The sequence below is a fragment of the Neobacillus driksii genome, assembly GCF_013409995.1.
Lineage (GTDB): Bacteria > Bacillota > Bacilli > Bacillales > Cytobacillaceae > Neobacillus > Neobacillus driksii.
This window is the reverse complement of record NZ_JACCBX010000004.1, coordinates 17,469-42,987: the sequence shown is the minus strand read 5'-3', so window position 1 is coordinate 42,987 and position 25,519 is coordinate 17,469. Positions and strand designations below refer to the sequence as shown.

The 25,519-nt window shown below is 38.3% G+C and carries 27 protein-coding genes; all 27 read left to right on the top strand.

Annotated elements, in window-relative coordinates:
- The first annotated feature begins 57 nt into the window (after positions 1-57).
- The 27 genes from F4694_RS09475 (at position 58) to rseP (ending at position 25,492) form a co-directional block, all read left to right on the top strand.
- Positions 58-390: a putative DNA-binding protein gene (locus F4694_RS09475; protein ID WP_179597207.1), complete on the top strand. Its 333-nt coding sequence runs from the start codon at positions 58-60 to the stop codon at positions 388-390.
- Positions 391-402: 12 nt separating this feature from the next.
- Positions 403-1,755 carry a signal recognition particle protein gene (gene ffh / locus F4694_RS09470; RefSeq protein WP_179597205.1) on the top strand — a complete coding sequence of 451 codons (1,353 nt, stop codon included), beginning with the start codon at positions 403-405 and terminating at the stop codon, positions 1,753-1,755.
- A 108-nt stretch (positions 1,756-1,863) separates the two neighbouring features.
- Positions 1,864-2,136, top strand: coding sequence for a 30S ribosomal protein S16 (rpsP, locus tag F4694_RS09465; RefSeq protein WP_034675715.1), 273 nt, complete (start codon positions 1,864-1,866; stop codon positions 2,134-2,136).
- A 6-nt stretch (positions 2,137-2,142) separates the two neighbouring features.
- Complete coding sequence (locus F4694_RS09460) at positions 2,143-2,373, top strand: KH domain-containing protein (protein WP_034675712.1); 231 nt, start codon at positions 2,143-2,145, stop codon at positions 2,371-2,373.
- Between the two features lie 122 nt (positions 2,374-2,495).
- Positions 2,496-2,882: a YlqD family protein gene (locus F4694_RS09455; protein WP_179597203.1), complete on the top strand. Its 387-nt coding sequence runs from the start codon at positions 2,496-2,498 to the stop codon at positions 2,880-2,882.
- 14 nt (positions 2,883-2,896) lie between these two features.
- Complete coding sequence (rimM, locus tag F4694_RS09450; RefSeq protein WP_179597201.1) at positions 2,897-3,415, top strand: ribosome maturation factor RimM; 519 nt, start codon at positions 2,897-2,899, stop codon at positions 3,413-3,415.
- Positions 3,412-4,155, top strand: a complete 744-nt coding sequence (gene trmD / locus F4694_RS09445) for a tRNA (guanosine(37)-N1)-methyltransferase TrmD (RefSeq protein ID WP_218895597.1) — start codon at positions 3,412-3,414, stop codon at positions 4,153-4,155. The genes rimM and trmD overlap by 4 nt, the downstream gene beginning before the upstream one ends.
- Before the next feature lie 147 nt (positions 4,156-4,302).
- Positions 4,303-4,647, top strand: coding sequence for a 50S ribosomal protein L19 (gene rplS / locus F4694_RS09440; protein ID WP_034675704.1), 345 nt, complete (start codon positions 4,303-4,305; stop codon positions 4,645-4,647).
- A 173-nt stretch (positions 4,648-4,820) separates the two neighbouring features.
- Positions 4,821-5,372, top strand: a complete 552-nt coding sequence (gene lepB / locus F4694_RS09435; RefSeq protein WP_179597199.1) for a signal peptidase I — start codon at positions 4,821-4,823, stop codon at positions 5,370-5,372.
- 17 nt (positions 5,373-5,389) lie between these two features.
- The gene (ylqF, locus tag F4694_RS09430) at positions 5,390-6,265 is read left to right on the top strand and encodes a ribosome biogenesis GTPase YlqF (protein ID WP_179597197.1); all 876 of its coding nucleotides are present in this window, start codon (positions 5,390-5,392) and stop codon (positions 6,263-6,265) included.
- Positions 6,266-6,361: 96 nt separating this feature from the next.
- Positions 6,362-7,138 carry a ribonuclease HII gene (locus tag F4694_RS09425; protein WP_179597195.1) on the top strand — a complete coding sequence of 259 codons (777 nt, stop codon included), beginning with the start codon at positions 6,362-6,364 and terminating at the stop codon, positions 7,136-7,138.
- Between the two features lie 220 nt (positions 7,139-7,358).
- Positions 7,359-8,519, top strand: coding sequence for an ADP-forming succinate--CoA ligase subunit beta (gene sucC, locus F4694_RS09420; RefSeq protein WP_179597193.1), 1,161 nt, complete (start codon positions 7,359-7,361; stop codon positions 8,517-8,519).
- Between the two features lie 23 nt (positions 8,520-8,542).
- Entirely contained in the window at positions 8,543-9,445 is a 903-nt protein-coding gene (gene sucD, locus F4694_RS09415) for a succinate--CoA ligase subunit alpha (protein WP_179597191.1), read from the top strand.
- Positions 9,446-9,516: 71 nt separating this feature from the next.
- Positions 9,517-10,404 (top strand): DNA-processing protein DprA, encoded by an 888-nt coding sequence (gene dprA, locus F4694_RS09410; RefSeq protein ID WP_179597189.1) that lies wholly within the window; start codon positions 9,517-9,519, stop codon positions 10,402-10,404.
- A gap of 442 nt (positions 10,405-10,846) precedes the next feature.
- Complete coding sequence (topA, locus tag F4694_RS09405) at positions 10,847-12,925, top strand: type I DNA topoisomerase (protein WP_179597187.1); 2,079 nt, start codon at positions 10,847-10,849, stop codon at positions 12,923-12,925.
- Between the two features lie 203 nt (positions 12,926-13,128).
- Complete coding sequence (gene trmFO / locus F4694_RS09400) at positions 13,129-14,436, top strand: FADH(2)-oxidizing methylenetetrahydrofolate--tRNA-(uracil(54)-C(5))-methyltransferase TrmFO (RefSeq protein ID WP_179597185.1); 1,308 nt, start codon at positions 13,129-13,131, stop codon at positions 14,434-14,436.
- Between the two features lie 350 nt (positions 14,437-14,786).
- A complete protein-coding gene (hslV, locus tag F4694_RS09395) occupies positions 14,787-15,329 on the top strand; it encodes an ATP-dependent protease subunit HslV (protein ID WP_179597183.1) in 543 nt (180 codons plus the stop codon).
- 16 nt (positions 15,330-15,345) lie between these two features.
- Positions 15,346-16,749, top strand: a complete 1,404-nt coding sequence (gene hslU, locus F4694_RS09390; RefSeq protein ID WP_179597181.1) for an HslU--HslV peptidase ATPase subunit — start codon at positions 15,346-15,348, stop codon at positions 16,747-16,749.
- A gap of 54 nt (positions 16,750-16,803) precedes the next feature.
- A complete protein-coding gene (codY, locus tag F4694_RS09385) occupies positions 16,804-17,583 on the top strand; it encodes a GTP-sensing pleiotropic transcriptional regulator CodY (RefSeq protein WP_179597179.1) in 780 nt (259 codons plus the stop codon).
- Positions 17,584-17,783: 200 nt separating this feature from the next.
- Complete coding sequence (gene rpsB / locus F4694_RS09380; protein ID WP_034677043.1) at positions 17,784-18,488, top strand: 30S ribosomal protein S2; 705 nt, start codon at positions 17,784-17,786, stop codon at positions 18,486-18,488.
- A 125-nt stretch (positions 18,489-18,613) separates the two neighbouring features.
- A complete protein-coding gene (gene tsf / locus F4694_RS09375; protein WP_179597177.1) occupies positions 18,614-19,495 on the top strand; it encodes a translation elongation factor Ts in 882 nt (293 codons plus the stop codon).
- A 105-nt stretch (positions 19,496-19,600) separates the two neighbouring features.
- Positions 19,601-20,326, top strand: coding sequence for a UMP kinase (gene pyrH / locus F4694_RS09370; RefSeq protein WP_034677039.1), 726 nt, complete (start codon positions 19,601-19,603; stop codon positions 20,324-20,326).
- Positions 20,326-20,883 (top strand): ribosome recycling factor, encoded by a 558-nt coding sequence (gene frr / locus F4694_RS09365; RefSeq protein ID WP_179597175.1) that lies wholly within the window; start codon positions 20,326-20,328, stop codon positions 20,881-20,883. The genes pyrH and frr overlap by 1 nt, the downstream gene beginning before the upstream one ends.
- Before the next feature lie 442 nt (positions 20,884-21,325).
- Positions 21,326-22,105: an isoprenyl transferase gene (locus tag F4694_RS09360; RefSeq protein WP_179597173.1), complete on the top strand. Its 780-nt coding sequence runs from the start codon at positions 21,326-21,328 to the stop codon at positions 22,103-22,105.
- A 38-nt stretch (positions 22,106-22,143) separates the two neighbouring features.
- Positions 22,144-22,932 (top strand): phosphatidate cytidylyltransferase, encoded by a 789-nt coding sequence (locus F4694_RS09355; protein WP_179597171.1) that lies wholly within the window; start codon positions 22,144-22,146, stop codon positions 22,930-22,932.
- A gap of 140 nt (positions 22,933-23,072) precedes the next feature.
- A complete protein-coding gene (gene dxr / locus F4694_RS09350) occupies positions 23,073-24,215 on the top strand; it encodes a 1-deoxy-D-xylulose-5-phosphate reductoisomerase (protein ID WP_179597169.1) in 1,143 nt (380 codons plus the stop codon).
- A 17-nt stretch (positions 24,216-24,232) separates the two neighbouring features.
- Positions 24,233-25,492: an RIP metalloprotease RseP gene (gene rseP, locus F4694_RS09345; protein WP_179597167.1), complete on the top strand. Its 1,260-nt coding sequence runs from the start codon at positions 24,233-24,235 to the stop codon at positions 25,490-25,492.
- Positions 25,493-25,519 lie beyond the last annotated feature (27 nt).

The window sequence follows — 25,519 nt, the reverse complement described above, 5'->3', positions numbered from 1 at the left end:
AATGACTGTGTAAACTACATTTGTAAAGGCTTTTCACTTAACAAGGGAGGTATACGCATGCTTGAAAAGACAACGCGAATGAATTATCTTTATGATTTCTATTATTCGTTGTTAACACCAAAGCAGCAAAGCTATATGTCTCTCTATTATTTAGATGATTACTCACTTGGAGAAATCGCTGAAGAGTACGATGTAAGCCGTCAGGCTGTATATGATAATATTAAACGTACAGAAGCCATGCTTGAGGAGTATGAAGAAAAGCTATTACTATTTCAGAAATTTCAAGAGCGCAGCAAACTATTAAGGCATGTAAAAGAATTGCTAAATGAAGAACACCCATCAAAGCAGGCAATGCTCGAAGTGGTTGCCGAGCTAGAGAAATTAGATTAGGAGGCGGCATGAATGGCATTTGAAGGATTAGCCGACCGACTGCAGAATACAATTCAAAAAATCCGTGGAAAAGGCAAGGTAACGGAAGCGGATGTAAAAGAAATGATGCGTGAAGTCCGCCTTGCACTACTCGAGGCTGACGTTAATTTTAAGGTTGTTAAAGACTTTGTAAAAAAAGTCAGCGACCGTGCAGTAGGACAAGAAGTACTAAAAAGCCTAACCCCTGGTCAGCAAATCATTAAAATTGTTAATGAGGAACTGACAGAATTGATGGGCGGTGAGCAAAGCAAGATTGCTGCCTCAAATCGTCCTCCTACTGTGATTATGATGGTGGGATTACAGGGTGCTGGTAAAACGACCACTACTGGAAAGCTTGCAAACCTTCTTCGTAAAAAATATAACCGTAAGCCAATGCTTGTAGCAGCCGATATTTATCGTCCTGCTGCGATTAAGCAGCTAGAAACCCTTGGAAAGCAGCTAGATATGCCTGTATTTTCCCTTGGTGATCAAGTAAGCCCTGTAGAAATTGCCAAGCAAGCGATAGCGAAAGCTAAAGAAGAACATAATGATTATGTCTTAATTGATACAGCAGGACGTTTGCATGTCGATGAAAACCTAATGGGCGAGCTGAAGGATATTAAGGAGCTTGCAAAACCTGATGAAATCTTTCTTGTTGTTGATGCAATGACTGGTCAAGATGCTGTTAATGTGGCCCAAAGCTTTAATGAACAGCTTGGTCTGACTGGAGTTGTCTTAACAAAGCTTGACGGTGACACACGTGGTGGAGCTGCGCTGTCTATTCGTGCTGTAACACAAACACCGATAAAGTTTGTCGGTCTAGGCGAAAAAATGGACGCTATTGAACCATTCCATCCTGAACGGATGGCCTCTAGAATTCTTGGGATGGGTGACGTACTTACGCTTATTGAGAAGGCCCAGGCAAATGTGGACGAGGAAAAGGCAAAAGAGCTTGAGCAGAAAATGCGGACAGCCTCCTTTACCCTTGATGACTTTTTAGAACAGCTAGGGCAGGTTCGTAATTTAGGTCCACTAGATGAATTATTAAAAATGATGCCAGGCGCAAACAAAATCAAAGGTTTGAATAATATTCAAATTGAAGAGAAACAAATTGCACATGTTGAAGCCATCATTCGCTCTATGACCATGGAAGAAAAGACTCATCCAGAAATTTTGAATTCAAACCGTAAAAGAAGGATTGCGAAAGGTAGCGGCAGAACCGTTCCGGAAGTAAACCGTTTATTAAAACAGTTTGAAGACATGAAGAAGATGATGAAACAAATGACAGGTATGCAGCAAAAGGGCAAGAAAAAAGGCGGATTTAAATTTCCTTTTAAACCGTTTTAGAACTGAAAAAATTGGTAATAATGGTGTAAAGAAAAAACACTTTACAAATGATTTAAAACTTGATAATATACTATCTTGTGTGAAACTATTCGGAGGTGCTTATTTAAAATGGCAGTAAAAATTCGTTTAAAGCGTATGGGAGCTAAAAAGACTCCTTTCTATCGTATCGTAGCAGCAGATTCTCGTTCTCCTCGTGACGGACGTTACATTGAAGTAATTGGAACTTACAATCCAGTAGCTCAACCAGCTGCAATCCAAATCAACGAAGAATTAGCTCTTAAATGGTTACAAGATGGTGCGAAGCCATCTGATACCGTTCGTAACCTTTTCTCTAACCAAGGCATCATGGAAAAATTCCATAATGCTAAGTTAAGCAAGTAATATGCTATGAAGCAATTAATTGAAACGATTGTAAAGCCCCTTGTTGATTTTCCAGAAGATGTTCGTGTGAATGTCAACGAAGAGGATCAACGGATCACCTATTATCTTACTGTGAATAAAACAGACATGGGAAAAGTGATTGGTAAACAAGGGCGTGTTGCAAAGGCCATTAGGACTGTTGTATATGCAGCAGGATCTTCACAACAAAAGAAAATTTTTCTAGAAATTGGTGAATAGCTTTTTGCATCTAGATGAAGAGGGGAATAACATTCCCCTCTTTTTTGCTATCATGAAAAGCGGAAGCGCCTAGGCGCTGAAGCTAGCCTATGAAAACAGAAGCTGAAGGAGGAAGCAGTATTATGCAACTTATTCAAACTGTTATCGTAAAGCAAATCTTAACGGAACAAAGCAAACAAAAGCTGCTTGAAAAATATTTTGCAGGCAAGCTGCAGATGCAAAAAGAATATGAACAGCTTCAATTTGAGTTGAAAAAATTAGAAAAGGCAAAAAAATATCAAGCAAGCGCGCTGAAAACTCATTTTGAAAAAGAACTCAAAAAACGTCATGATAAAGAAAAGCTTTATGAGTTTCAAATCGAACAACTACATATGCTACCATTAGGCAGTGAATTAAAGGAAAAAGAAGTGCAGGCCCTTGTTGAAGTAAATGTTGGCGACAATTGGGAAGAAGTAACAGGACAGCGTACAATCATCATTAAAAACGGTATGATTGAGGAAATAAGATAGAGGTGACAAGTTATATGGAAAAATGGTTTAATGTTGGCAAAATCGTCAATACACACGGAATTAGAGGTGAGGTCAGGGTTATTTCTAAAACTGATTTTCCTGAGCAGCGCTACAAAGTAGGCAATACATTGTATTTATTTATGCCAGGAGCTACTAAGCCGATTGAATTAACGGTAAAAACTCATCGTACGCACAAAAACTTTAATCTTTTAACCTTTGAAGGGGTAGAAAATATCAACGAGGTTGAAAAGTTTAGAGATGGAATCCTTAAGGTTCCAGAATCACAGCTAGGGAATCTTGAGAAAGATGAATATTATTACCATGAGATTATTGGCTGCCTCGTAGCTACAACTAGTGGTGAGGAAATTGGTAAGGTTACCGAGATTCTATCCCCAGGTGCAAATGATGTGTGGGTAATTAAATCGCCTGGTGGCAAGGAAATATTGATTCCTTATATTGAAGATGTTGTAAAAAAAGTGGATGTGAAAGAAAAGGTAATCTTAATTGAGCCGATGGAAGGGCTGCTTTCATGATGAAAATAGATGTACTTACATTATTTCCTGAAATGTTTTCAGGTGTATTGGGACATTCCATTTTACATAAAGCAGCTGAAAAATCAGCAGTTCAATACAATGTTGTCAATTTCCGAGACTACGCTGATAATAAACACCAGACCGTTGACGATTATCCCTATGGTGGTGGTGCAGGAATGGTATTAAAGCCGCAGCCAATATTCGACGCTGTTGCGGCACTAAGGGAACAAGCTGAAAGCAAGCGGACAAGAGTGATCCTGCTTTGTCCGCAAGGAAAAAGATATGACCAAAAAAAAGCAGAGGAATTAGCAAAGGAAGAGCATTTGATATTCGTTTGTGGTCATTATGAGGGCTATGATGAAAGAATACGTGAACATGTGGTAACAGACGAAATCTCAATAGGAGATTATGTCTTAACTGGCGGCGAGCTTGGAGCAATGGTAGTGATTGATAGTGTTGTCCGTCTTTTGCCTGAAGTCTTAGGAAATCAAGAATCACATATGAAGGATTCGTTTAGTACAGGACTACTTGAACACCCTCATTACACACGTCCTTCTGATTTTCGTGGCATGATGGTTCCGGAGGTCCTGCTGCAAGGTCATCATAAATTAATCGAGGAGTGGCGAAACAAAGAAGCTTTACGACGAACATACCTAAGAAGACCTGACTTATTAGAAAAAATAGAATTAACCAATGACCAGGAAAATTGGCTGAATGAAATAAAAAAAGAATACGAGTAGTTATTGCATGGAGTTGTCTTTTGTGTTATGATACTTCTTGTGACTTGAGCTGAGTAACAAATTCAGTATGGTCTTATAACGATGTTCCGCTGCAATGTAAAAGGATAGTAGATATGCATGAGCGTCTGTTGGAAGGAGTTGAAAACGATGCAAAAATTAATTGAAGAAATCACAAAAGAACAACTTCGTTCTGATCTACCTGCGTTCCGTCCTGGTGACACTGTACGTGTACACGTTAAAGTTGTCGAGGGTACTCGCGAGCGTATTCAGTTATTCGAAGGTGTAGTGATTAAGCGTCGTGGTGGTGGAATTAGCGAAACTTTCACAGTTCGTAAGGTTTCTTACGGAGTAGGCGTTGAGCGTACTTTCCCTGTACACACACCTAAAATTGCGAAGCTTGAAGTATTGCGCCGCGGTAAAGTTCGCCGTGCTAAGCTATACTACTTACGTAAGCTACGTGGTAAAAAAGCTCGTATTAAAGAAATTAGATAATAAAAGAAAGAGCTTGCTCTGCAAGCTCTTTTTTCGTACATACAGTATTATATCCCCATTGAGAAATAATATTAAAGTTTGATTAAAAAGTGCAGCCCCACGTGTTTATTAAACAATTTTTATGTAAAATAAGAGGATAGCAAACATTTTTTTGTGATTGGCGGGGAACAGACATGATAAAAAAGAAGAATGAACTTTGGGAATGGACGAAGGCACTTTTAATTGCTGTTGCACTGGCAGCTGTCATTCGTTACTTTCTTTTTGCACCCATTGTAGTAGACGGGCTATCCATGATGCCAACGTTGCAACATCAAGACCGTATGATAGTAAATAAGCTAAGCTATAATATAGGTGAACCAAAACGATTTGATATTATCGTCTTCCATGCGCCGGAACAGAAGGATTACATAAAAAGGGTAATTGGACTTCCCGGCGATCGTATTGAATATAAAGACGATACACTATATGTTAATGGGAAAGCATATGAGGAACCTTATTTGGATGAATATAAGAAGAAAGTGGAGGGCCCTTTAACCGATCCTTTTACACTTGAAGAAACACCTGTAGGTACTGAGACTGTCCCAGAGGGTGAATTGTTCGTAATGGGCGATAATCGTCGTTTCAGTAAAGATAGCAGACATATCGGAACCATCGCGTTGGATAAAATAATCGGTAAAACAAGTATCGTTTACTGGCCATTAACAGATGCACACATCTTGAAATAACATAGGAGGTGACTGCTTTGACAATCCAATGGTTTCCAGGCCATATGGCAAAAGCTCGAAGAGAGGTCACGGAAAAATTAAAGCTAGTAGATATTATCTACGAATTAGTGGATGCAAGAATTCCTTATTCATCCCGCAATCCGATGATTGATGAAATTATTCAGCATAAACCGAGGCTGGTCCTCTTAAATAAAGCGGATCTTGCCGATAAAGCAATAACGAAAGAATGGATTGCCCATTTTGCTGCAAGAGGAATTAAAGCAATAGCCATTAACTCTCAAGCTGGGGAAGGTATGAAGGATATCGTAAAGGCATCCCATGAAATCTTAAAGGAAAAGTTTGATCGCCTCAGAGCAAAGGGGGTAGTAAACCCTAGAGCCATACGTGCCATGATAGTTGGGATCCCTAATGCAGGAAAGTCAACATTAATTAATCGGCTTGCCAAGAAAAATATTGCAAAGACAGGAAATATGCCAGGGGTAACAAAAGCCCAGCAGTGGATCAAAGTTGGCAAAGAGCTGGAGTTATTAGACACTCCGGGTATTCTATGGCCGAAGTTTGAAGACCAAGAGGTTGGTAAGAAGCTTGCTGTGACGGGTGCTATAAAAGACACTCTGCTAAATTTGCAGGACCTTGTTGTTTTTTCAATTAAGTTTTTGGAAGAAAACTATCCAGAGAGACTTAAGGAACGTTATAAACTTGATGCTGTCCCTGAAAATGTGGTCGAAATGTTTGATCAAATTGGAGAGCTTAGAGGTTGTCTCGGAGCAGGCGGCATCGTGGATTATGATAAAGTATCCGAACTAGTGATAAGGGAAATTAGGTCTGAGAAATTTGGACCACTGACATTTGAAAGGCCGAGCGATATAGTCGATAAAACTGAAAATAAGTAAACACCAAAGAAACTCTCATTCATGGAGAGTTTTTGTTTATTTTTGGTCATTGTAATAAATCGCTAGGAAAGGTATGATTTACAACGGGTGAATAAAATGAAAGTATTAACCATTGCAGAAATAGAACAACAGCTTAATAACATATCGGCTGAAAGTGACCCTTTTTTTAAAAGAATTCAGAAGGATGAACGTAAAGGGGTTCAACAATTAATACATAGATGGCAAAAGAGAATGGAACAGGAAAGACAGCTTCATGAAAAGTTTAATGAAATGAACCTTTACGAAAACAAATGGCGGTCACAAGGCTATAAATATATAGCAGGTGTGGATGAAGTTGGCAGGGGGCCGCTTGCAGGACCGGTAGTGGCAGCAGCAGTTATTTTGCCCGAAGACTTTTTCTTGCCAGGTATTGATGATTCAAAAAAGATATCAGAAAAAAAACGCAATGAATATGATGAAATCATTAGAAAAGAAGCGATAGCAGTTAGTGTTGCAATAATTGACGCTGCTGAAATTGATAGAGTCAATATTTATGAGGCTACCAAAAAGGCGATGATAGCTGCAATTGCATCTTTAGACCCCAATCCAGAAGTTTTGCTGATTGATGCGATGAAGCTTGAAACACCGTTTGTAGTTGAACCTATCATTAAAGGAGATGGAAAGAGTGTGTCTATTGCTGCTGCCTCCATTGTTGCAAAAGTTGCAAGAGACCGCCTAATGGTTGAATTATCAACGAAATTTCCTGAATATGGGTTTCAACAAAATATGGGGTATGGTACTAGGGAACATATACTGGCTATTCAAAGGCATGGCATTACACCTTACCATCGAAAGAGTTTTGCGCCAGTAAAAGAATGGGTGTTGGAACAATAACAAAACAAGCAAAACTAGCTTGTTTTGTTATTGTTAGAAAATATTAAGTTGTCATTTTTTGATTTGATTTTTTATGAAAGCGCTTTAATTACGAGGTTTAACAATTCATAATATTATGAGGAATATAATTTTTTTGTGCATAACGGTGGACAAGGTTTCACTCATTCTATAAAATGAAAACGGAGTCAATTTTTTGAAGAGTTTGATAGGAGGATGGGAAATGAATATCCATGAGTATCAGGGGAAAGAAATCCTCAGAAAATACGGGGTAAGTGTTCCTAATGGCAAAGTGGCATTCACGGTTGAAGAAGCTGTAGAAGCTGCAAAGGAATTAGGCTCACAAGTATGTGTAGTAAAGGCACAAATCCACGCTGGCGGCCGGGGTAAAGCCGGTGGAGTTAAAGTCGCTAAAAACCTTGATGAAGTGCGTACATACGCTAGTGAAATCCTAGGGAAAACATTGGTTACACACCAAACTGGTCCTGAAGGTAAAGAAGTTAAGCGTCTATTAATTGAAGAAGGCTGCGATATCAAAAAAGAATACTACGTTGGTCTAGTATTAGATCGTGCAACTTCAAGAGTTGTTCTAATGGCTTCTGAAGAAGGCGGAACAGAAATTGAAGAAGTAGCTGAAAAAACTCCGGAGAAAATCTTCAAAGAAGAAATTGATCCGGTTGTTGGCTTAATGCCTTATCAGGCGCGCCGAATCGCATTCAATATCAACATACCAAAAGAGCTTGTTAATCAAGCTGTTAAATTCATGATGGGCTTATATAATGCTTACATCGAAAAGGATTGCTCTATTGCTGAAATAAACCCATTGGTTGTAACAGGTGATGGAAAAGTAATGGCTCTTGACGCAAAGTTAAACTTTGACTCAAATGCATTATATCGTCAAAAAGATGTACTAGCTTACCGTGATCTGGAAGAAGAAGATCCAAAGGAAATTGAAGCTTCTAAATATGATTTAAGCTATATTTCTTTAGATGGAAATATCGGCTGTATGGTAAATGGTGCCGGACTTGCTATGGCAACAATGGATATTGTTAAGCACTATGGCGGAGACCCAGCGAACTTCCTTGATGTTGGGGGCGGTGCTACAGCTGAAAAGGTTACAGAAGCATTCAAAATTATCCTTTCTGATCCAAACGTAAAAGGTATTTTTGTTAATATCTTTGGTGGAATCATGAAATGTGATGTCATTGCTGAGGGTGTAGTCGAGGCTGCTAAGCAGGTTCAACTAAGTGTACCTCTTGTTGTTAGACTTGAGGGAACAAACGTTGATTTAGGTAAGAAAATTCTTGCTGAGTCTGGTTTAGCGATCACTCCTGCAGAATCAATGGCTGACGGTGCACAAAAAATCGTTTCACTTGTGAAATAGGATCGAAAGAAAGGGGAATTAACGTGAGCGTTTTTATTAATAAAGATACGAAGGTTATTGTTCAAGGGATTACAGGTTCAACTGCCCTTTTTCATACAAAACAAATGTTAGAATACGGAACACAAATCGTTGGTGGAACCACTCCTGGTAAAGGCGGCATGGAAGTAGAAGGTGTACCTGTATTTAATACAGTGAAAGAAGCTGTTGAAGCTACAGGCGCAACTGCTTCTGTTATCTACGTTCCTGCACCATTTGCAGCGGATGCCATTATTGAAGCTGTTGATGCAGAATTAGAATTAGCTATCTGTATTACGGAGCATATCCCAGTATTGGATATGGTAAAGGTAAAACGTTATATGGAAGGCAAGAAGACTCGCTTAGTTGGTCCGAACTGCCCTGGTGTTATTACTGCTGATGAATGTAAAATTGGGATCATGCCAGGTTACATTCATACAAAAGGTCATGTTGGGGTTGTTTCTCGTTCTGGAACACTAACTTATGAAGCTGTTCACCAGTTAACACAAGCTGGAATTGGTCAAACGACAGCTGTTGGAATTGGCGGAGACCCTGTGAATGGTACAAACTTCATCGATGTTTTAAAAGCATTTAATGAAGATCCAGAAACATACGCTGTTATCATGATTGGTGAAATTGGCGGTACAGCTGAAGAGGAAGCAGCGGAATGGGTTAAAGCAAATATGACTAAACCAGTTGTTGGATTTATCGGCGGGCGTACTGCTCCTCCAGGAAAGCGAATGGGCCATGCTGGTGCGATTATTTCAGGTGGAAAAGGAACAGCTGATGAAAAAATTCGTGTTATGAATGAATGCGGAATTAAAGTGGCCGATACACCATCCGTAATGGGTGAAACTTTAATTGAAGTATTAAAAGAACATGGCATATATGATAAGTGTAAAACACACTAAGAATAGGAGAAATAGTCCCTTTTTACGGAGGGACTATTTCTTATTTATTCTTTTACTAATGGAGGTTTATAATGGATGATTTTAGAGAAAGACTTATAGCGTTGCTTCACCATTCGGGAATGTCATGGAGTAATGTTTTGCAATTTATGAAAAAAGACCCATCTCTTCAATCGGCTATACATGATGAATCACAATTCTGCCAATATAGTTTATTTCCTTCTTCCACAAACACCATCTCAAAAAGCATACCTTCCTTACCATCCATCCAACTTGAAAACATTACCCAAAAAATCGCGCAATATGAAAAGAACGGAATTAAGGTTATTACGATTTTTGATCACAATTATCCCAGTTTGCTAAAAGAAATATATCAGCCGCCGTGGGTATTATTTGTAAAAGGCGATTTATCTTTGCTTGAGATTCAGCCGAAGCTGGCTGTCGTAGGTTCTAGGAAAGCAACTCAATATGGTAAGAGTGCCATCCGTTTAATGTTCCCTTCGTTGGTGGAAAAGGGAGTAGTAATTGTGAGTGGTTTAGCAAGTGGTGTTGATACACTAGCACATGAGTATGCAATGAAAAATGGAGGTAAAACGATTGCAGTTATAGCAGGAGGAGTGTATCATATCTATCCAAAGGAGAATGCTGAATTAGCAAAGGAAATGATGAAATCTCAGTTGGTCATTTCTGAGTATCCCCCAGATACAAAACCATTGCGATGGCATTTCCCAGCACGTAATCGAATCATCAGCGGATTATCAAATGGGACATTTATAATAGAAGCAAAACGAAAAAGTGGATCCCTCATTACAGCTAACTATGCAGTCAATGAAGGTCGTGAGGTTTTTTCACTGCCAGGAAGTATATTTAATCAAAACTCACTAGGTACAAATGACCTCATTAAGCAAGGTGCAAAGCTAGTAATGAGCAGCGAGGATATTTTAGAAGAACTTCGGGTATAACTTTTTTGTATAAAACAATATCAATGATTTATTCGTTTTTTGCAGGTTTTTTCTGTATTCTTGGAGAATGATGCTAAAAAAGCTTGAAATTATTTCTAATATGTTATACATTTTCCAACAGATATTCGAAAAAAAGTATGTGTAAATAGGAATATTTTGGCGTATTATTATCATTAACTAGTTGTAAACGGTTTCGATGTCATTGACATCAATAGTTATTTGTTTAAAAATAAGAGGTATTCATGATGAGACACTATCCACTTTTCATAGGAATAATTATATAAAAAGATAAATTTAGGGATAAGGCATTTTTGTAAAGTATTTTCACAGGACCGAATTGGAAAATTTGGAATTTAGGAAATCTTCTCAAATTGTAAGCAGGTCTGGTCATTTTTCAGATTGCTTTCACATTTCTAATATCCCCTTGAGGAGGATTATTTGCATGTCAGAGTTTCTTGTAATTGTAGAATCACCTGCAAAAGCGAAAACAATTGAACGCTATTTAGGAAATAAATATAAAGTAAAAGCATCTATGGGGCACGTGCGTGATTTGCCTCGCAGCCAAATGGGGGTCTCCAAAGAAAACAACTTTGAACCCAAATACATTACCATTCGCGGTAAAGGACCAGTGTTAAAGGAATTAAAAACTGCAGCAAAAAAAGCAAAGAAAGTTTATCTCGCGGCTGACCCGGATCGCGAAGGGGAAGCAATTGCATGGCACTTAGCTCATAGCTTGAATGTTGATATCCATTCAGACTGCCGGGTTGTATTTAATGAAATAACCAAGGAAGCAATCAAAGAATCTTTCAAACACCCGCGGCCAATCAATATGGATTTAGTGGATGCACAGCAAGCAAGACGGGTATTAGATCGGCTGGTTGGTTATAACATTAGCCCGCTTTTATGGAAAAAGGTCAAAAAAGGATTAAGTGCAGGACGGGTTCAATCGACTGCGGTCCGATTAATTATTGAACGAGAAAATGAAATTAAAGCATTCATTCCTGAAGAATATTGGACGATTGAAGGAGAGTTGCTGAAGGGGAAAGATCATTTTAGTGCTCTTTATTTCTCCCTAGCTAACAAGGAAAAAACAGAACTGAAATCAGAACAGGATGTTGAAGAGATTTTAAAACAAATGGAAGGCGATAAATTCAAGGTGGTATCGGTAACAAAAAAGGAGCGTAAACGAAATCCTTCTCCACCATTTATCACCTCTTCACTCCAGCAAGAAGCAGCTAGGAAACTTAATTTTCGTGCAAAGAAAACAATGATGCTGGCACAGCAGTTATACGAGGGAATTGAACTTGGCTCCGCTGGAACAGTTGGTCTTATCACCTATATGAGAACAGACTCAACCCGGATATCCGAGGTAGCTCAAAAAGAGGCAGCAGACTATATCCTTTCTGAATACGGCAAGGAATACTTAAAAGAAGAACAAAGAAAAGAGAAAAAACAGTCCAATGCACAAGACGCTCACGAAGCTATCCGCCCGACAAGCACCCTGCGTGATCCAAACAGTTTAAAGCCTTTTTTATCTAGAGACCAATTGCGGTTATATAAATTAATTTGGGAGCGATTTTTAGCAAGTCAAATGGCACAGGCTGTAATGGATACAATGAGTGTCGACTTACAAAATGGGAATGTCCTATTCCGTGCTACTGGTTCAAAAATCAAGTTTCCAGGATTTATGAAGCTATATGTGGAAGGTTCAGATGATCAAGTTGAGGAACGGGACAAAATGCTGCCAAACTTACAAGAAGGCGATGTTGTTTTTAAGAAGGACATTGAACCAAAACAACATTTTACACAGCCGCCGCCAAGATACACGGAGGCTAGATTGGTTAAAACCCTTGAAGAACTAGGTATCGGACGTCCATCCACATATGCACCAACCTTAGATACTATCCAAAAGCGTGGATATGTTGCACTGGATAATAAGAGATTTGTCCCTACCGAGTTAGGTGAAATCGTTGATGAATTAATTCTAGAATTCTTCCCGGATATTATCAATGTTGATTTTACTGCAAAAATGGAGCAGGATTTAGATAATGTTGAGGAAGGGAAAGTACGCTGGGTTGAAATTATTGATGGGTTTTATCAGCAATTTGAAAAACACCTTGAAATAGCCGAGAAGGAAATGCAGTCTGTTGAGATTAAAGATGAGCCTGCAGGTGAGGATTGTGAATTATGCACTAGTCCGATGGTGTTCAAAATGGGCAGATATGGTAAGTTTATGGCTTGTAGCAATTTCCCTGATTGCCGAAATACGAAAGCCATTGTTAAAGAGATTGGAGTCACCTGTCCAAACTGTAAAGAAGGAAATATCATTGAGCGTAAAAGTAAGAAAAAAAGGATTTTTTACGGCTGTGATCGTTTTCCTGAATGTGATTTTATTTCTTGGGATAAACCGTTACCAAGACCTTGTCCTAAATGTGAAGGTCCACTTGTAGAAAAGAAATTGAAAAAAGGTGTTCAAGTTCAATGTACAAAGTGTGATTACAAGGAAGAACCACAAAGTTAAGGGTGAGCAAAAGCTCACTCTTTTTATCTGTTTATTTAGCTCTGTTCAAGGTACTTCCGCTTTTTATAGAAATCATAAAACTTTTTTGTTTTTGATTCGTATAGTACAATGCAAGATGGGCTAAAAAGAGGGAAAAGTAAACATAGTAAAAAGTAAAGCTAAATTCATGGTTCTTAAGCTTTGAAAAATCAGGAGGTAAATACATGAACGATGTAACAATAAATGTAATTGGAGCTGGTTTAGCAGGAAGTGAGGCTGCGTGGCAGATTGCTAAACGCGGTGTTAAAGTCCGCCTTTATGAAATGAGACCAGTGAAACAAACACCTGCACATCATACAGATAAGTTTGCGGAGTTGGTATGTAGTAATTCCCTAAGGGCAAATACCTTAACAAACGCAGTCGGTGTGTTAAAAGAAGAAATGCGATTGCTTGATTCTGTTATCATTGCTGCTGCGGATGCATGCTCAGTCCCCGCGGGTGGTGCCTTAGCAGTAGATCGACATGAGTTTGCGGCAAAAGTGACCGAAATGGTAAGAAACCATGAAAATGTTACAGTGATAAATGAAGAAGTAACAGAAATTCCTGAGGGTATAACGGTAATTGCAACCGGTCCATTAACAAGTCCGGAATTATCAGCGCAACTAAAATCTTTAACTGGCGAGGATTACTTATATTTTTATGATGCTGCAGCACCAATTCTTGAAAAAGAAAGCATTAATATGGATAAGGTTTACCTAAAATCTCGTTATGATAAAGGTGAAGCGGCTTACTTAAACTGTCCAATGACGGAAGAAGAGTTTAACACCTTTTATGAAGCACTGGTGCAAGCAGAAACCGTCCCATTAAAAGAATTTGAAAAGGAAATCTTCTTTGAAGGCTGCATGCCGATCGAGGTTATGGCACAAAGAGGAAAGAAAACAATGTTATTTGGCCCGCTAAAGCCAGTTGGTTTAGAAGATCCAAAAACAGGGAAAAGACCATATGCGGTGGTACAACTTCGTCAAGATGATGCTGCGGGAACACTTTATAATATTGTTGGTTTCCAAACTCACTTAAAATGGGGTCCACAAAAAGAGGTTATTCAGTTAATTCCAGGACTTGAAAATGCAGAAATTGTCCGCTACGGGGTTATGCATCGTAATACTTTTATTAATTCACCAAAGGTTCTAAAAGCTTCTTATCAATTTAGAGAACGAGAAAATCTGTTTTTTGCAGGGCAGATGACAGGTGTGGAAGGATATGTGGAATCTGCTGCAAGTGGACTTGCTGCTGGAATAAATGCGGCTAGATTAGCTTTGGGGAATGATCCTGTAGAGTTTCCTGTTGAAACGGCAATTGGAAGTATGGCACGATATATTACTACAGCTAACGCAAAGAATTTCCAGCCAATGAATGCGAATTTTGGACTATTTCCAGAACTTCCTGAAAAAATCAAGGGGAAACAGGAACGAAATATGCAGCATGCAAACAGAGCGTTAGAAACAATTCAGAACTTTGTGAAAGTTTTGTAAAATTTATTGCAAGGGATTAAGAAGTGTGTTACGCTTTAGTAGCCTTTGTGAGGTTGACATATTAATAAATGTGACTGATTTATTAACGTTAGGTAGCAGCCATTTACAATTGGAGCAAACTTAATCACAATATACAATTGGACAACCCCAATTTGCTTAGCATAATTTCCTTTTGTTCATGGGTGAACAAGCGAGGTTTGAGTGGAATCATTTGAAACGTATATACCCATATATAAAAGGGAATAAATGAATAAAGTTTTCATACTATTCTAGTGTAATGCACTTGTCTGCTTAAGACAATCTCTTGTTACATAGGTTTGCTAGTTTAAAATGCAAGAGGAGGAGAAATGATGAACGAATTTCATGCCACGACGATATTTGCGGTCCATCATAACGGTCAATGTTCTATGTCTGGTGATGGTCAAGTCACATTTGGTAATGCAGTAGTGATGAAGCACACAGCAAAAAAGGTTAGAAAGATATTTAATGGAAGAGTATTAGCTGGTTTTGCCGGTTCTGTAGCCGATGCATTCACTCTTTTTGAAATGTTTGAAGGCAAATTAGAAGAATATAATGGCAACCTCCAACGAGCTGCTGTTGAGTTAGCTAAACAGTGGAGAAGTGATAAGGTTCTTAGAAAGCTAGAAGCAATGCTAATCGTCATGAATAAAGAGGATTTACTCCTTGTTTCCGGAACAGGAGAAGTAATTGAGCCTGATGACGGAATTCTAGCAATCGGTTCAGGTGGGAATTATGCGCTTGCAGCTGGACGTTCTCTAAAGAAATATGCAGGTGATCATCTTACTGCAAAAGAAATTGCAAAGGCTTCTTTAGAAATTGCGGCTGAAATTTGTGTATATACAAACCACAACATTATCGTGGAAGAGCTTTAACGGGAGGGAACCTACAATGGCTAAAACAGATAACTTAACACCGCGTCAAATTGTTGAAAGACTTGATCAATATATTATCGGTCAGAAGGACGCCAAAAAAGCAGTTGCGGTTGCGCTGAGAAATCGTTATAGACGTGGTTTGTTAAATGAACAACTCCGCGAAGAAATTATTCCTAAAAATATTTTAATGATAGGTCCAACGGGTGTTGGTAAAACAGAAATTGCTCGGAGAATTGCTAAGCTGGTTGGTGCGCCATTCGTTAAAGTAGAAGCTACGAAATTTACAGAAGTCGGCTATGTTGGACGCGATGTTGAATCTATGGTTCGTGACCTCGTTGAAACATCTGTCCGATTGGTTAAAGAAGACAGAATGTTAGCTGTGAAGGAACGTGCGGAGGAAAATGCAAATGCCAGGCTGGTTGACTTACTAGTACCATCAGCAAAAAAAGCGCAAAATTATAAAAACCCACTTGAAATGTTATTTGGCGGCGGCAATACAGCTGTGGAGCAGGATAACCATCAAGAAGATTACTCAGTCAATGAAAAACGTAAAATTGTTAGGGAAAAACTAGCACTGGGTCAACTAGAAGAAGAAATCGTGACAGTAGAAGTGGAAGAACAAACACCATCCATGTTTGACATGCTTCAAGGTTCAGGGATGGAACAAATGGGTATGAATATGCAAGACGCTCTAAGTAGCTTCATGCCGAAAAAACGGAAGAAAAGAAAATTAACAGTCCGTGAGGCCAGGAAAGTATTAACGAATGAAGAAGCAGCAAAATTAATTGATATGGATGAGGTTACTACGGAAGCGGTTTATCGTGCTGAACAAACAGGTATCATTTTTATCGATGAAATTGATAAAATTGCAAGCAGAAATTCAGGCGGTTCTTCGGCAGATGTGTCTCGTGAAGGTGTACAGCGAGATATCCTGCCAATTGTTGAGGGTTCAACAATTGTTACGAAATATGGTTCCATTAGAACAGATTATATTTTATTTATTGCTGCTGGCGCTTTTCATATGTCAAAACCTTCAGATTTAATTCCAGAATTACAGGGACGGTTACCAATTCGAGTAGAATTAACGAAGTTAACCGTCGACGATTTCTTTAGGATCTTAATTGAACCGGATAATGCTTTAATTAAACAATATCAAGCATTATTAGAAACAGAAGGTATACAAATTGAATTTTCTGACGATGCTATTCGTAGAATAGCTGAAGTTGCTTTTGAAGTGAATCAAAATACAGATAATATTGGGGCTAGAAGACTTCATACGATTTTAGAAAAACTACTAGAAGACTTGTCGTTTGAGGCACCTGATATTTTAATGGAGAAGATTACGATTACTCCACAATATGTAGATGATAAGCTTGGAGCAATATCTAAAAACAAAGATTTAAGCCAATTTATCTTATAATGATAGAACAATAAAACTTAATAATGGTTGCAGTTAATTAGGAGGAAGAAACAGATGGATTTACTTACAAAAACAAGAAGAATTAATTTATTACTACAAAAGGCAGCAGGAAAACCTGTAAACTTCAAGGAAATGTCAGAAACTTTAAGTGAAGTTATTGAAGCGAACGTTTTCATCTTAAGCCGTCGTGGAAAGCTTTTAGGCTATGCGATTAACCAACAAATCGAAAATGATCGTATGAAAAAAATGCTAGAGGATCGACAATTCCCTGAAGAATATACAAATGGTTTATTCAATATTCAAGAGACATCTTCGAATCTTGATATAGAAAGCCAATACACTGCATTCCCTGTTGAAAATAGAGATCTATTCCGTGAAGGATTAACAACGATCGTGCCAATTATTGGCGGCGGGGAACGTCTTGGAACATTAATCCTTGCAAGATTGCAAGAAAAGTTCCATGATGATGACCTTATTCTTGCTGAATACGGTGCAACGGTTGTTGGTATGGAAATTTTACGTGAAAAGTCAGAAGAAATCGAAGAAGAAGCGAGAAGCAAGGCAGTTGTTCAAATGGCGATTAGTTCATTATCTTATAGTGAGCTTGAAGCTATCGAACATATTTTTGAAGAGTTAAATGGCCATGAAGGCTTACTAGTAGCTTCAAAAATTGCAGACCGTGTTGGTATTACACGTTCCGTTATTGTTAACGCACTAAGAAAGCTTGAAAGTGCTGGAGTAATCGAATCTCGTTCACTTGGGATGAAGGGTACTTATATCAAAGTTCTTAATGATAAATTCCTTGTTGAATTAGATAAATTAAGATCCAACTAATATAGTTGTAAATAAATCTCCAGATAAACTGGAGATTTATTTTTTCTAAAGTAAAACTTGATTGTTATCTTCACATGTGCTATATTATTTAACGGTGTTATTACACACGCTTGTTGATTTAACAGCCGGTGCTGTAAATACAGTTGCTGTTTAAATATGAGGCAAGCGGAGGAAAACGAAACCATAGGAGGAAAAATAACATGTCAGTAATTTCAATGAAGCAATTGCTTGAAGCTGGTGTACACTTCGGACACCAAACTCGCCGTTGGAACCCTAAAATGAAGAAATATATCTTCACAGAGCGTAACGGTATCTATATCATCGACCTACAAAAAACAGTTAAGAAAGTTGAAGAAGCTTATAACTGGGTAAAAGATCTTGCTGCTAATGGCGGAACGATCCTTTTTGTTGGTACTAAGAAGCAAGCTCAAGATTCTGTTAAAGAAGAAGCAGCTCGTTCAGGTATGTACTTTGTTAACCAACGTTGGTTGGGTGGTACTTTAACAAACTTTGAAACAATCCAAAAGCGTATTGGCCGCTTAAAAGATATTGAAAGAATGTCAGAAGACGGTACTTTCGAAGTATTACCTAAAAAAGAAGTTGTTCAATTAAAGAAAGAACAAGAACGCCTTGAAAAATTCTTAGGCGGAATTAAGGATATGAAGCAGCTTCCAGATGCACTTTTCATTATCGATCCTCGTAAAGAGCGTATCGCAGTAGCAGAAGCTAAAAAGTTAAACATTCCTATCGTAGGTATTGTTGATACTAACTGTGATCCAGACGAAATCGATGTTGTAATCCCAGCTAACGATGATGCAATCCGTGCTGTAAAACTATTAACTGGTAAAATGGCGGATGCTATCTTAGAAGCTAAACAAGGTGAAGAAGTAGCACAAGAAGCGTAAGATATCGATTTATTTCAAAAGGTGATAAGAGGGAGACCCTTTATCACCTTTTTTTAAGAAATGTTTATCTTAACTTGGAATGGCTAAGATAGTAGTATAGTACATAGTTTAAGGAGGAATTTACAATGGCAGTTACTGCTCAAATGGTAAAAGAACTACGCGAAAAAACAGGCGCAGGCATGATGGATTGTAAAAAGGCGTTAACAGAAACTAATGGTGATATGGAAAAAGCAATTGACTTCTTACGTGAAAAAGGGATTGCTTCAGCTGCGAAGAAAGGTGACCGTATTGCTGCAGAAGGCTTAACATATGTTGTTGCTGAAGGAAACAATGCAGTTATTTTAGAAGTAAACTCTGAAACGGATTTCGTTGCAAAGAACGAAGCATTCCAAACCCTTGTAAAAGAATTAGCTGCACACTTGCTTGCTAACAAGCCAGCAACTGTTGAAGAAGCTTCTGCTCAAACTATTAATGGAGTGACTGTTGCAGACTATATCAATGCTGCTATTGCTAAAATTGGTGAAAAATTATCACTTCGCCGTTTTACAGTAGTATCAAAAACTGACAATGATGCTTTTGGTGCTTACCTTCACATGGGTGGACGTATTAGTGTATTGACAGTTCTTGAGGGTACTACTGATGCGGATTCAGCAAAAGATGTTTCAATGCACATTGCTGCTCTAAGACCTTTATATGTTTCTCGTGACCAAGTTTCTCAAGAAGAAGTTGAACGTGAGCGTCAAGTGTTAACTACTCAAGCACTTAACGAAGGAAAGCCTGAAAATATCGTAGCAAAAATGGTTGAAGGCCGTCTTGGAAAATATTTTGAAGATGTATGCTTACTTGACCAGACTTTCGTTAAAAACCCTGACCAAAAAGTTCGTCAGTTTGTTGAATCAAAAGGTGCTACTGTACGTGAATTCGTTCGTTACGAAGTAGGCGAAGGTATCGAAAAGCGTGAAGACAACTTCGCTGAAGAAGTTATGAACCAAGTAAATAAAAAGTAATTTTTTATAAGCATGGTACGCAAAATATGTTTTGAATAGGGAACACGTTGTGTTCCCTATTTTTAAAGTTTTTTTTATAATAATATACATAATAAGGAGGTTCATATGAGCGGTCCTAAGTACAAACGTGTCGTTCTAAAACTAAGCGGGGAAGCACTTGCAGGAGAATCAAGCTTCGGTATTAAACCATCCGTTATTAAATCAATCGCTGGACAAGTAAAGGAAATTGCAGAACTTGGTGTTGAGGTTGCAGTTGTTGTTGGCGGTGGTAATATCTGGCGTGGTAAAATAGGTAGTGAAATGGGAATGGACAGAGCAACTGCTGATTATATGGGTATGCTAGCCACGGTTATGAATTCACTAGCGCTGCAAGACAGTTTAGAGCACCTTGGTATTGAATCTCGCGTTCAAACCTCAATTGAAATGCGTCAAGTTGCAGAGCCATATATTAGACGTCGTGCAATGAGACATTTAGAAAAAAAGCGAGTAGTTATTTTTGCTGCCGGTACAGGAAATCCATATTTCTCTACTGATACAACTGCTGCATTACGAGCAGCTGAAATTGATGCTGAAGTAATTTTAATGGCAAAAAACAATGTTGATGGTGTCTATTCAGCTGATCCACGTTTGGACCCTAATGCAACAAAATATGATGACCTCACTTTCTTAGACGTAATTAAAGAAGGATTGGCTGTTATGGATTCAACTGCGTCTTCATTATGTATGGATAATGATATTCCACTTATTGTTTTTTCTATCATGGAACAAGGTAATATTAAACGTGCTGTTATGGGTGAAAAAATTGGAACAATTGTTAGGGGGAAAATTTAATGCCAAAACAAGTAGTTTCAGCTACGAAGGATAGAATGCTTAAAGCAATACAAGCATATACTCGTGAGCTTGCTAGTATACGTGCAGGTAGAGCAAGTGCTTCTTTATTAGATAGGATTACTATTGATTATTACGGGGCACCTACTCCTGTGAATCAAATGGCTGGAATTTCTACACCAGAAGCGCGACTACTTGTCATCCAGCCTTATGACAAATCCATTCTAGGTGATATTGAAAAGGCAATTCTTAAATCTGACTTGGGGTTAAACCCTTCAAATGATGGTCAGGTCATCAGACTTGCCATTCCTCAATTGACAGAAGAACGCCGTAAAGAGCTAGTGAAATTAGTAAAGAAAGAATCAGAAGAGGCTAAAGTAGCTATCCGTAATATCCGCCGTGACGGTAACGATGATTTGAAAAAGCTGGAGAAAAACGGAGAAATAACTGAAGACGCACTTCGCGGTTATTCTGATGATATTCAAAAACTAACAGATGAACATATCAATAAGATCGATCAAATAACAAAAGACAAAGAAAAAGAAATCTTGGAAGTTTAACTATTTTGAAGAACCCTCTTTTCAGGGGGTTTTTTCACTATTTTCTCATTAAAAAATGGCTGTGTTAAGAGAGACTGATGATTTTAGAACCTGTTGATTGGAGCGGAAGGCGCTTGACTCCTGCGGGATGAACGAGCTGAGTGAGACCCCACAGGTCGGAACGACCGAGGAGGCTCACGGGCGAGCCCGCGGAAAGCATAGCGCCTGGAGCGCAAATCAACAGCCAAATTTAACACAGCCAAATTAATATAAAGTAGAGAGTAAAACATCATTCTTATTTCTTGTCCTACTACATAAATTAATTAGAAGAAGATATATTTTTACTTTTTTGGTATGATAAAAGCATGCAAAAATCAGCATTCTTCATATATATCAACACAGGCTCTGTGGGCATGATCTATTATCGGAGGAAATGATTATCTGAATTTGGAGGAGCAATGTTATGTTTAATAAAATTAGGCTTTGGAAGAATCAAAATAATAACTCTTCCACACTCCGAGAAAAAATAGAAGAGGTTAGAAAATTGCCGGTACCGGAACATGTAGCGATTATTATGGATGGCAATGGGCGTTGGGCAAAAAAGAGAGCATTGCCACGAATTGCCGGTCATCATGAAGGTATGAAGGTCGTGCGTAAAATAACAAAGTTAGCAAACTCTCTTGGAATAAAAACGCTGACGTTATATGCTTTTTCAACAGAAAATTGGAAACGGCCAAAAAATGAAGTGGAGTATTTAATGAAGCTTCCTGAGGAATTTTTAGGAACCTTTCTGCCAGAATTAATTGAAGAAAACGTTCAAGTAGAAATGATGGGGTATAAAGACCAACTTCCGGTACATACTTTACATGCAATTGAAAAAGCGATTGAAGATACAAAGAACAATGATGGTCTTGTATTAAACTTTGCGCTTAACTATGGAAGCAGATCCGAAATTATTGATGCGGCCAAAAAAGTCTTAAATGATTATAAAAGTGGAATACTGAAAGAGAGCGAGTTAAACGAAGAAGTCTTCTCCTCATATCTAATGACTTCCAACCACAAAGACCCCGATTTATTAATTCGGACTAGTGGAGAAATCCGGCTAAGTAATTTTATGCTATGGCAATTAGCCTATACGGAGTTTTGGTTTACGGATGTATTATGGCCAGATTTTAGAGAAAAACATCTAATTGAAGCAATTGAAGCATATCAGAATCGTCAACGTCGATTTGGCGGTATTTAAGTACTCTCTCAAGTCCTATAAAGGTGTTGAAATCTTAGATGAAGCAAAGAATCATTACAGGAGTAGTAGCAGCTGCTTTATTTCTACCTATTGTTTTTTACGGTGGACTACCTTTCGTATTATTAACATACTTCCTAGCATCGGTGGGTTTGTATGAATTATTAAAAATGAAAAAACTTAGTATTTTTTCTGTTCATGGACTGCTTACACTTTTATTTCTCTGGGTTATTCTTTATCCTGAGCAGTATAGTGATATAGTAAATACTTTTTATTATACAAAAACAGAACTGGGCATCGCTTTTATCCTTTTGTTATTGGCCTATACAGTAATAACAAAAAATCGTTTTACCTTTGAAGATGTGGGTTTTTCAATATTATCCGCTATTTATGTAGGAATCGGTTTTTATTTCTTTATTGAAACGCGTGATGCGGGATTAGTTTATATTTTTTACTCTTTATTTATGATTTGGGCAACTGATTCAGGTGCTTATTTTGTAGGGAAAGCTACAGGCAAAACCAAGCTTTGGCCTGAAATTAGTCCAAACAAAACCGTAGAAGGGTCTGTTGGCGGTGTGGTTTGTGCACTAATAGTCGCTGTCCTATTTTCCTTATTGACGGAAATCAACGCAAACTTATTAGCATTACTGGCAATAACCGCTGTCCTTTCAATCTTCGGACAAATTGGGGATTTAGTCCAATCTGCGTTTAAACGCCACTTTGGTGTTAAAGATTCAGGAAATATACTGCCAGGACATGGTGGAATCCTTGACCGTTTTGATAGTCTTTTATTCATTCTGCCATTATTACACTTTTTTCACTTATGGTAGATTACTGTCTAGCTGCAGGGGCTCGGGGTCATAAGCCAATCACTTCGGAAGGCAAAAACCGCCTTCTGTCAGCGCTTGTCTTATGCCTGTCACCCCTGGACAAGGTGCACCCGCTTTTCTATTTAGGAGTTGAACGATAGTTGAAAAAAATTAGCATTTTGGGGGCTACTGGCTCGATTGGGACCCAAACTTTAGATATTTTGCGTGAACATCCATCAGAATTTAAATTAGTGGCAATCTCTGTCGGAAAAAATCTAGAATTAGCAAGAAAAATGATTACTGAATTCAACCCAGAGCTTGTTTCTGTACAAGAGTACCATGATTGTAATACATTAAAATTAGAATTCCCTAAAACTAAATTTACCTTTAGTGATGAGGGACTTGTAGAAGTTGCTGTCTATCCTTCAGCTGATATCCTTGTAAATGCTGTTATTGGAAGTGTTGGTCTAAATCCAACTTTACAAGCCATTGAAAGTGGAAAAACGATCGCAATTGCTAATAAGGAGACATTGGTAACGGCTGGACATCTTGTTATGGAGGCTGCCGAAAGGAATGGAGTGGCATTACTTCCAGTTGATAGTGAACATTCGGCTATTTTTCAATGCCTTCAGGGTGAGCAAGAGAAGACTGTAGAAAGATTGATTCTAACGGCCTCCGGTGGCAGTTTCCGTGATCGTTCACGAAACGACCTTGAAGGGGTTACAGTAAAAGAAGCCTTAAATCACCCCAACTGGTCAATGGGAGCAAAAATTACGATAGATTCAGCCACGATGATGAATAAAGGACTTGAAGTAATTGAAGCACATTGGCTATATAATATGCCGTATGAAAAAATTGATGTCCTTTTACACAAAGAAAGCATTATTCATTCGATGGTTGAATTTCATGACAGCAGCATCATCGCACAGCTGGGAACACCTGATATGCGGGTGCCAATTCAATATGCGCTTTCCTACCCTGATCGATTACCTCTAAAATCATCACAACGATTAAATTTAGCGCAAATAGGGAAATTACATTTTCAAGAAATGGATGTAAATCGTTTTCGTTGTATGAAATTTGCTTATGAAGCTGGGAAAAAGGGCGGAACATTTCCAACTGTATTGAATGCAGCAAATGAAGTTGCAGTAGCTGCTTTTTTAGATGAAAAGATTAATTTCTTACAAATTGAGGACATGATCGAGAAGGCATTAAGCAAGCATGATTTAATCTTAAATCCTCACTTATCCATTATTCAAGAGGTGGACAAAGAAACAAGACAATATGTATATTCACTTCTATAAAAAAGGTGGTTTTTAGTTTGACTACAGTTATTGCCTTTATCGTTATCTTTGGTGCTCTAGTCTTCTTCCATGAATTAGGCCATTTAATTTTTGCAAAACGTGCAGGGATTTTGTGCCGCGAGTTTGCAATCGGATTTGGACCAAAGGTTTTCTCTCATAAAAAAGGGGAAACTACCTACACGATTAGGTTACTGCCAATTGGCGGATTTGTTCGGATGGCTGGTGAAGATCCAGAGGTTGTTGAACTAAAACCTGGTTACAGAATCGGGCTCTTGTTTGACAAAGATAATAACGTTAATAAGATCATTTTGAACAATAAAGAAAAGTACCCTAATTGTCGAATTGTGGAAGTAGAACATGCTGATATTGAACATAAGCTATTCATTAAGGGCTATCCAGAGGATGAAGAAGAAAGCTTACAAACTTTCCCTGTTAGCCCGACTGCTGTGACGATTGAAAATGGCATAGAAACACAATTAGCTCCATATGATCGTCAATTCGCATCTAAAACTTTGCCACAGAGAACAATGGCTATTTTTGCTGGACCAATGATGAATTTTGTCCTTGCTTTCTTTTTGTTCATCATCATTGCATTCTTACAAGGTGTTCCAACGAATGAACCTAAATTAGGTGAAATTACGCCTGATGGTGCTGCAAATGCTGCAGGTCTTTTGCAAGGAGATATTGTCAACAGCATTAATGGCGCTGAAATTTCAAGCTGGTCTGATGTGGTTGAAATTATCAGGGAAAATCCGAATGAGGAACTTGATTTTTCAATTACTCGTGATGGGAAAGATCAAGAAATTTCCGTTACCCCAAAAGAACAAACCGTTGAGGGTGATAAGATTGGCCTCATAGGTGTATATAGTCCTATCGAAAAATCACCACTAAAAGCGATTACCGCTGGTTTTACTGAGACCTACTTTTGGACAAAACAGATCTTTGTCATGCTGGGTCAGTTAGTTACAGGTCAGTTCTCTATTGATATGCTTTCAGGTCCGGTTGGAATATATGCTTCCACTGATACAGTAGTGCAGTCAGGCATTTACTATGTCATGAAGTGGGCGGCGATCTTGAGTATTAACCTTGGAATTATGAATCTCTTGCCGATTCCTGCGCTTGATGGCGGAAGGCTAATGTTCTTTGCTGTAGAAGCTGTAAGAGGAAAGCCAATTGATCGTCATAAGGAAGGCATGGTTCATTTTATTGGATTTGCATTGCTTATGCTCCTCATGCTGGTTGTTACCTGGAATGATATTCAGAGGTTTTTCTTATAAAAATAAAAAAAGGTTCCTAGTGGACCT

What these genes read in the sequence shown, in the direction of transcription:
- F4694_RS09475 (WP_179597207.1), top strand. Translation starts at nt 58, where the DNA reads ATGCTTGAAAAGACAACGCGAATGAATTATCTTTATGATTTCTATTAT.
- ffh (WP_179597205.1), top strand. Translation starts at nt 403, where the DNA reads ATGGCATTTGAAGGATTAGCCGACCGACTGCAGAATACAATTCAAAAA.
- rpsP (WP_034675715.1), top strand. Translation starts at nt 1,864, where the DNA reads ATGGCAGTAAAAATTCGTTTAAAGCGTATGGGAGCTAAAAAGACTCCT.
- F4694_RS09460 (WP_034675712.1), top strand. Translation starts at nt 2,143, where the DNA reads ATGAAGCAATTAATTGAAACGATTGTAAAGCCCCTTGTTGATTTTCCA.
- F4694_RS09455 (WP_179597203.1), top strand. Translation starts at nt 2,496, where the DNA reads ATGCAACTTATTCAAACTGTTATCGTAAAGCAAATCTTAACGGAACAA.
- rimM (WP_179597201.1), top strand. Translation starts at nt 2,897, where the DNA reads ATGGAAAAATGGTTTAATGTTGGCAAAATCGTCAATACACACGGAATT.
- trmD (WP_218895597.1), top strand. Translation starts at nt 3,412, where the DNA reads ATGATGAAAATAGATGTACTTACATTATTTCCTGAAATGTTTTCAGGT.
- rplS (WP_034675704.1), top strand. Translation starts at nt 4,303, where the DNA reads ATGCAAAAATTAATTGAAGAAATCACAAAAGAACAACTTCGTTCTGAT.
- lepB (WP_179597199.1), top strand. Translation starts at nt 4,821, where the DNA reads ATGATAAAAAAGAAGAATGAACTTTGGGAATGGACGAAGGCACTTTTA.
- F4694_RS09425 (WP_179597195.1), top strand. Translation starts at nt 6,362, where the DNA reads ATGAAAGTATTAACCATTGCAGAAATAGAACAACAGCTTAATAACATA.
- sucC (WP_179597193.1), top strand. Translation starts at nt 7,359, where the DNA reads ATGAATATCCATGAGTATCAGGGGAAAGAAATCCTCAGAAAATACGGG.
- dprA (WP_179597189.1), top strand. Translation starts at nt 9,517, where the DNA reads ATGGATGATTTTAGAGAAAGACTTATAGCGTTGCTTCACCATTCGGGA.
- topA (WP_179597187.1), top strand. Translation starts at nt 10,847, where the DNA reads ATGTCAGAGTTTCTTGTAATTGTAGAATCACCTGCAAAAGCGAAAACA.
- trmFO (WP_179597185.1), top strand. Translation starts at nt 13,129, where the DNA reads ATGAACGATGTAACAATAAATGTAATTGGAGCTGGTTTAGCAGGAAGT.
- hslV (WP_179597183.1), top strand. Translation starts at nt 14,787, where the DNA reads ATGAACGAATTTCATGCCACGACGATATTTGCGGTCCATCATAACGGT.
- hslU (WP_179597181.1), top strand. Translation starts at nt 15,346, where the DNA reads ATGGCTAAAACAGATAACTTAACACCGCGTCAAATTGTTGAAAGACTT.
- codY (WP_179597179.1), top strand. Translation starts at nt 16,804, where the DNA reads ATGGATTTACTTACAAAAACAAGAAGAATTAATTTATTACTACAAAAG.
- rpsB (WP_034677043.1), top strand. Translation starts at nt 17,784, where the DNA reads ATGTCAGTAATTTCAATGAAGCAATTGCTTGAAGCTGGTGTACACTTC.
- tsf (WP_179597177.1), top strand. Translation starts at nt 18,614, where the DNA reads ATGGCAGTTACTGCTCAAATGGTAAAAGAACTACGCGAAAAAACAGGC.
- pyrH (WP_034677039.1), top strand. Translation starts at nt 19,601, where the DNA reads ATGAGCGGTCCTAAGTACAAACGTGTCGTTCTAAAACTAAGCGGGGAA.
- frr (WP_179597175.1), top strand. Translation starts at nt 20,326, where the DNA reads ATGCCAAAACAAGTAGTTTCAGCTACGAAGGATAGAATGCTTAAAGCA.
- F4694_RS09360 (WP_179597173.1), top strand. Translation starts at nt 21,326, where the DNA reads ATGTTTAATAAAATTAGGCTTTGGAAGAATCAAAATAATAACTCTTCC.
- F4694_RS09355 (WP_179597171.1), top strand. Translation starts at nt 22,144, where the DNA reads ATGAAGCAAAGAATCATTACAGGAGTAGTAGCAGCTGCTTTATTTCTA.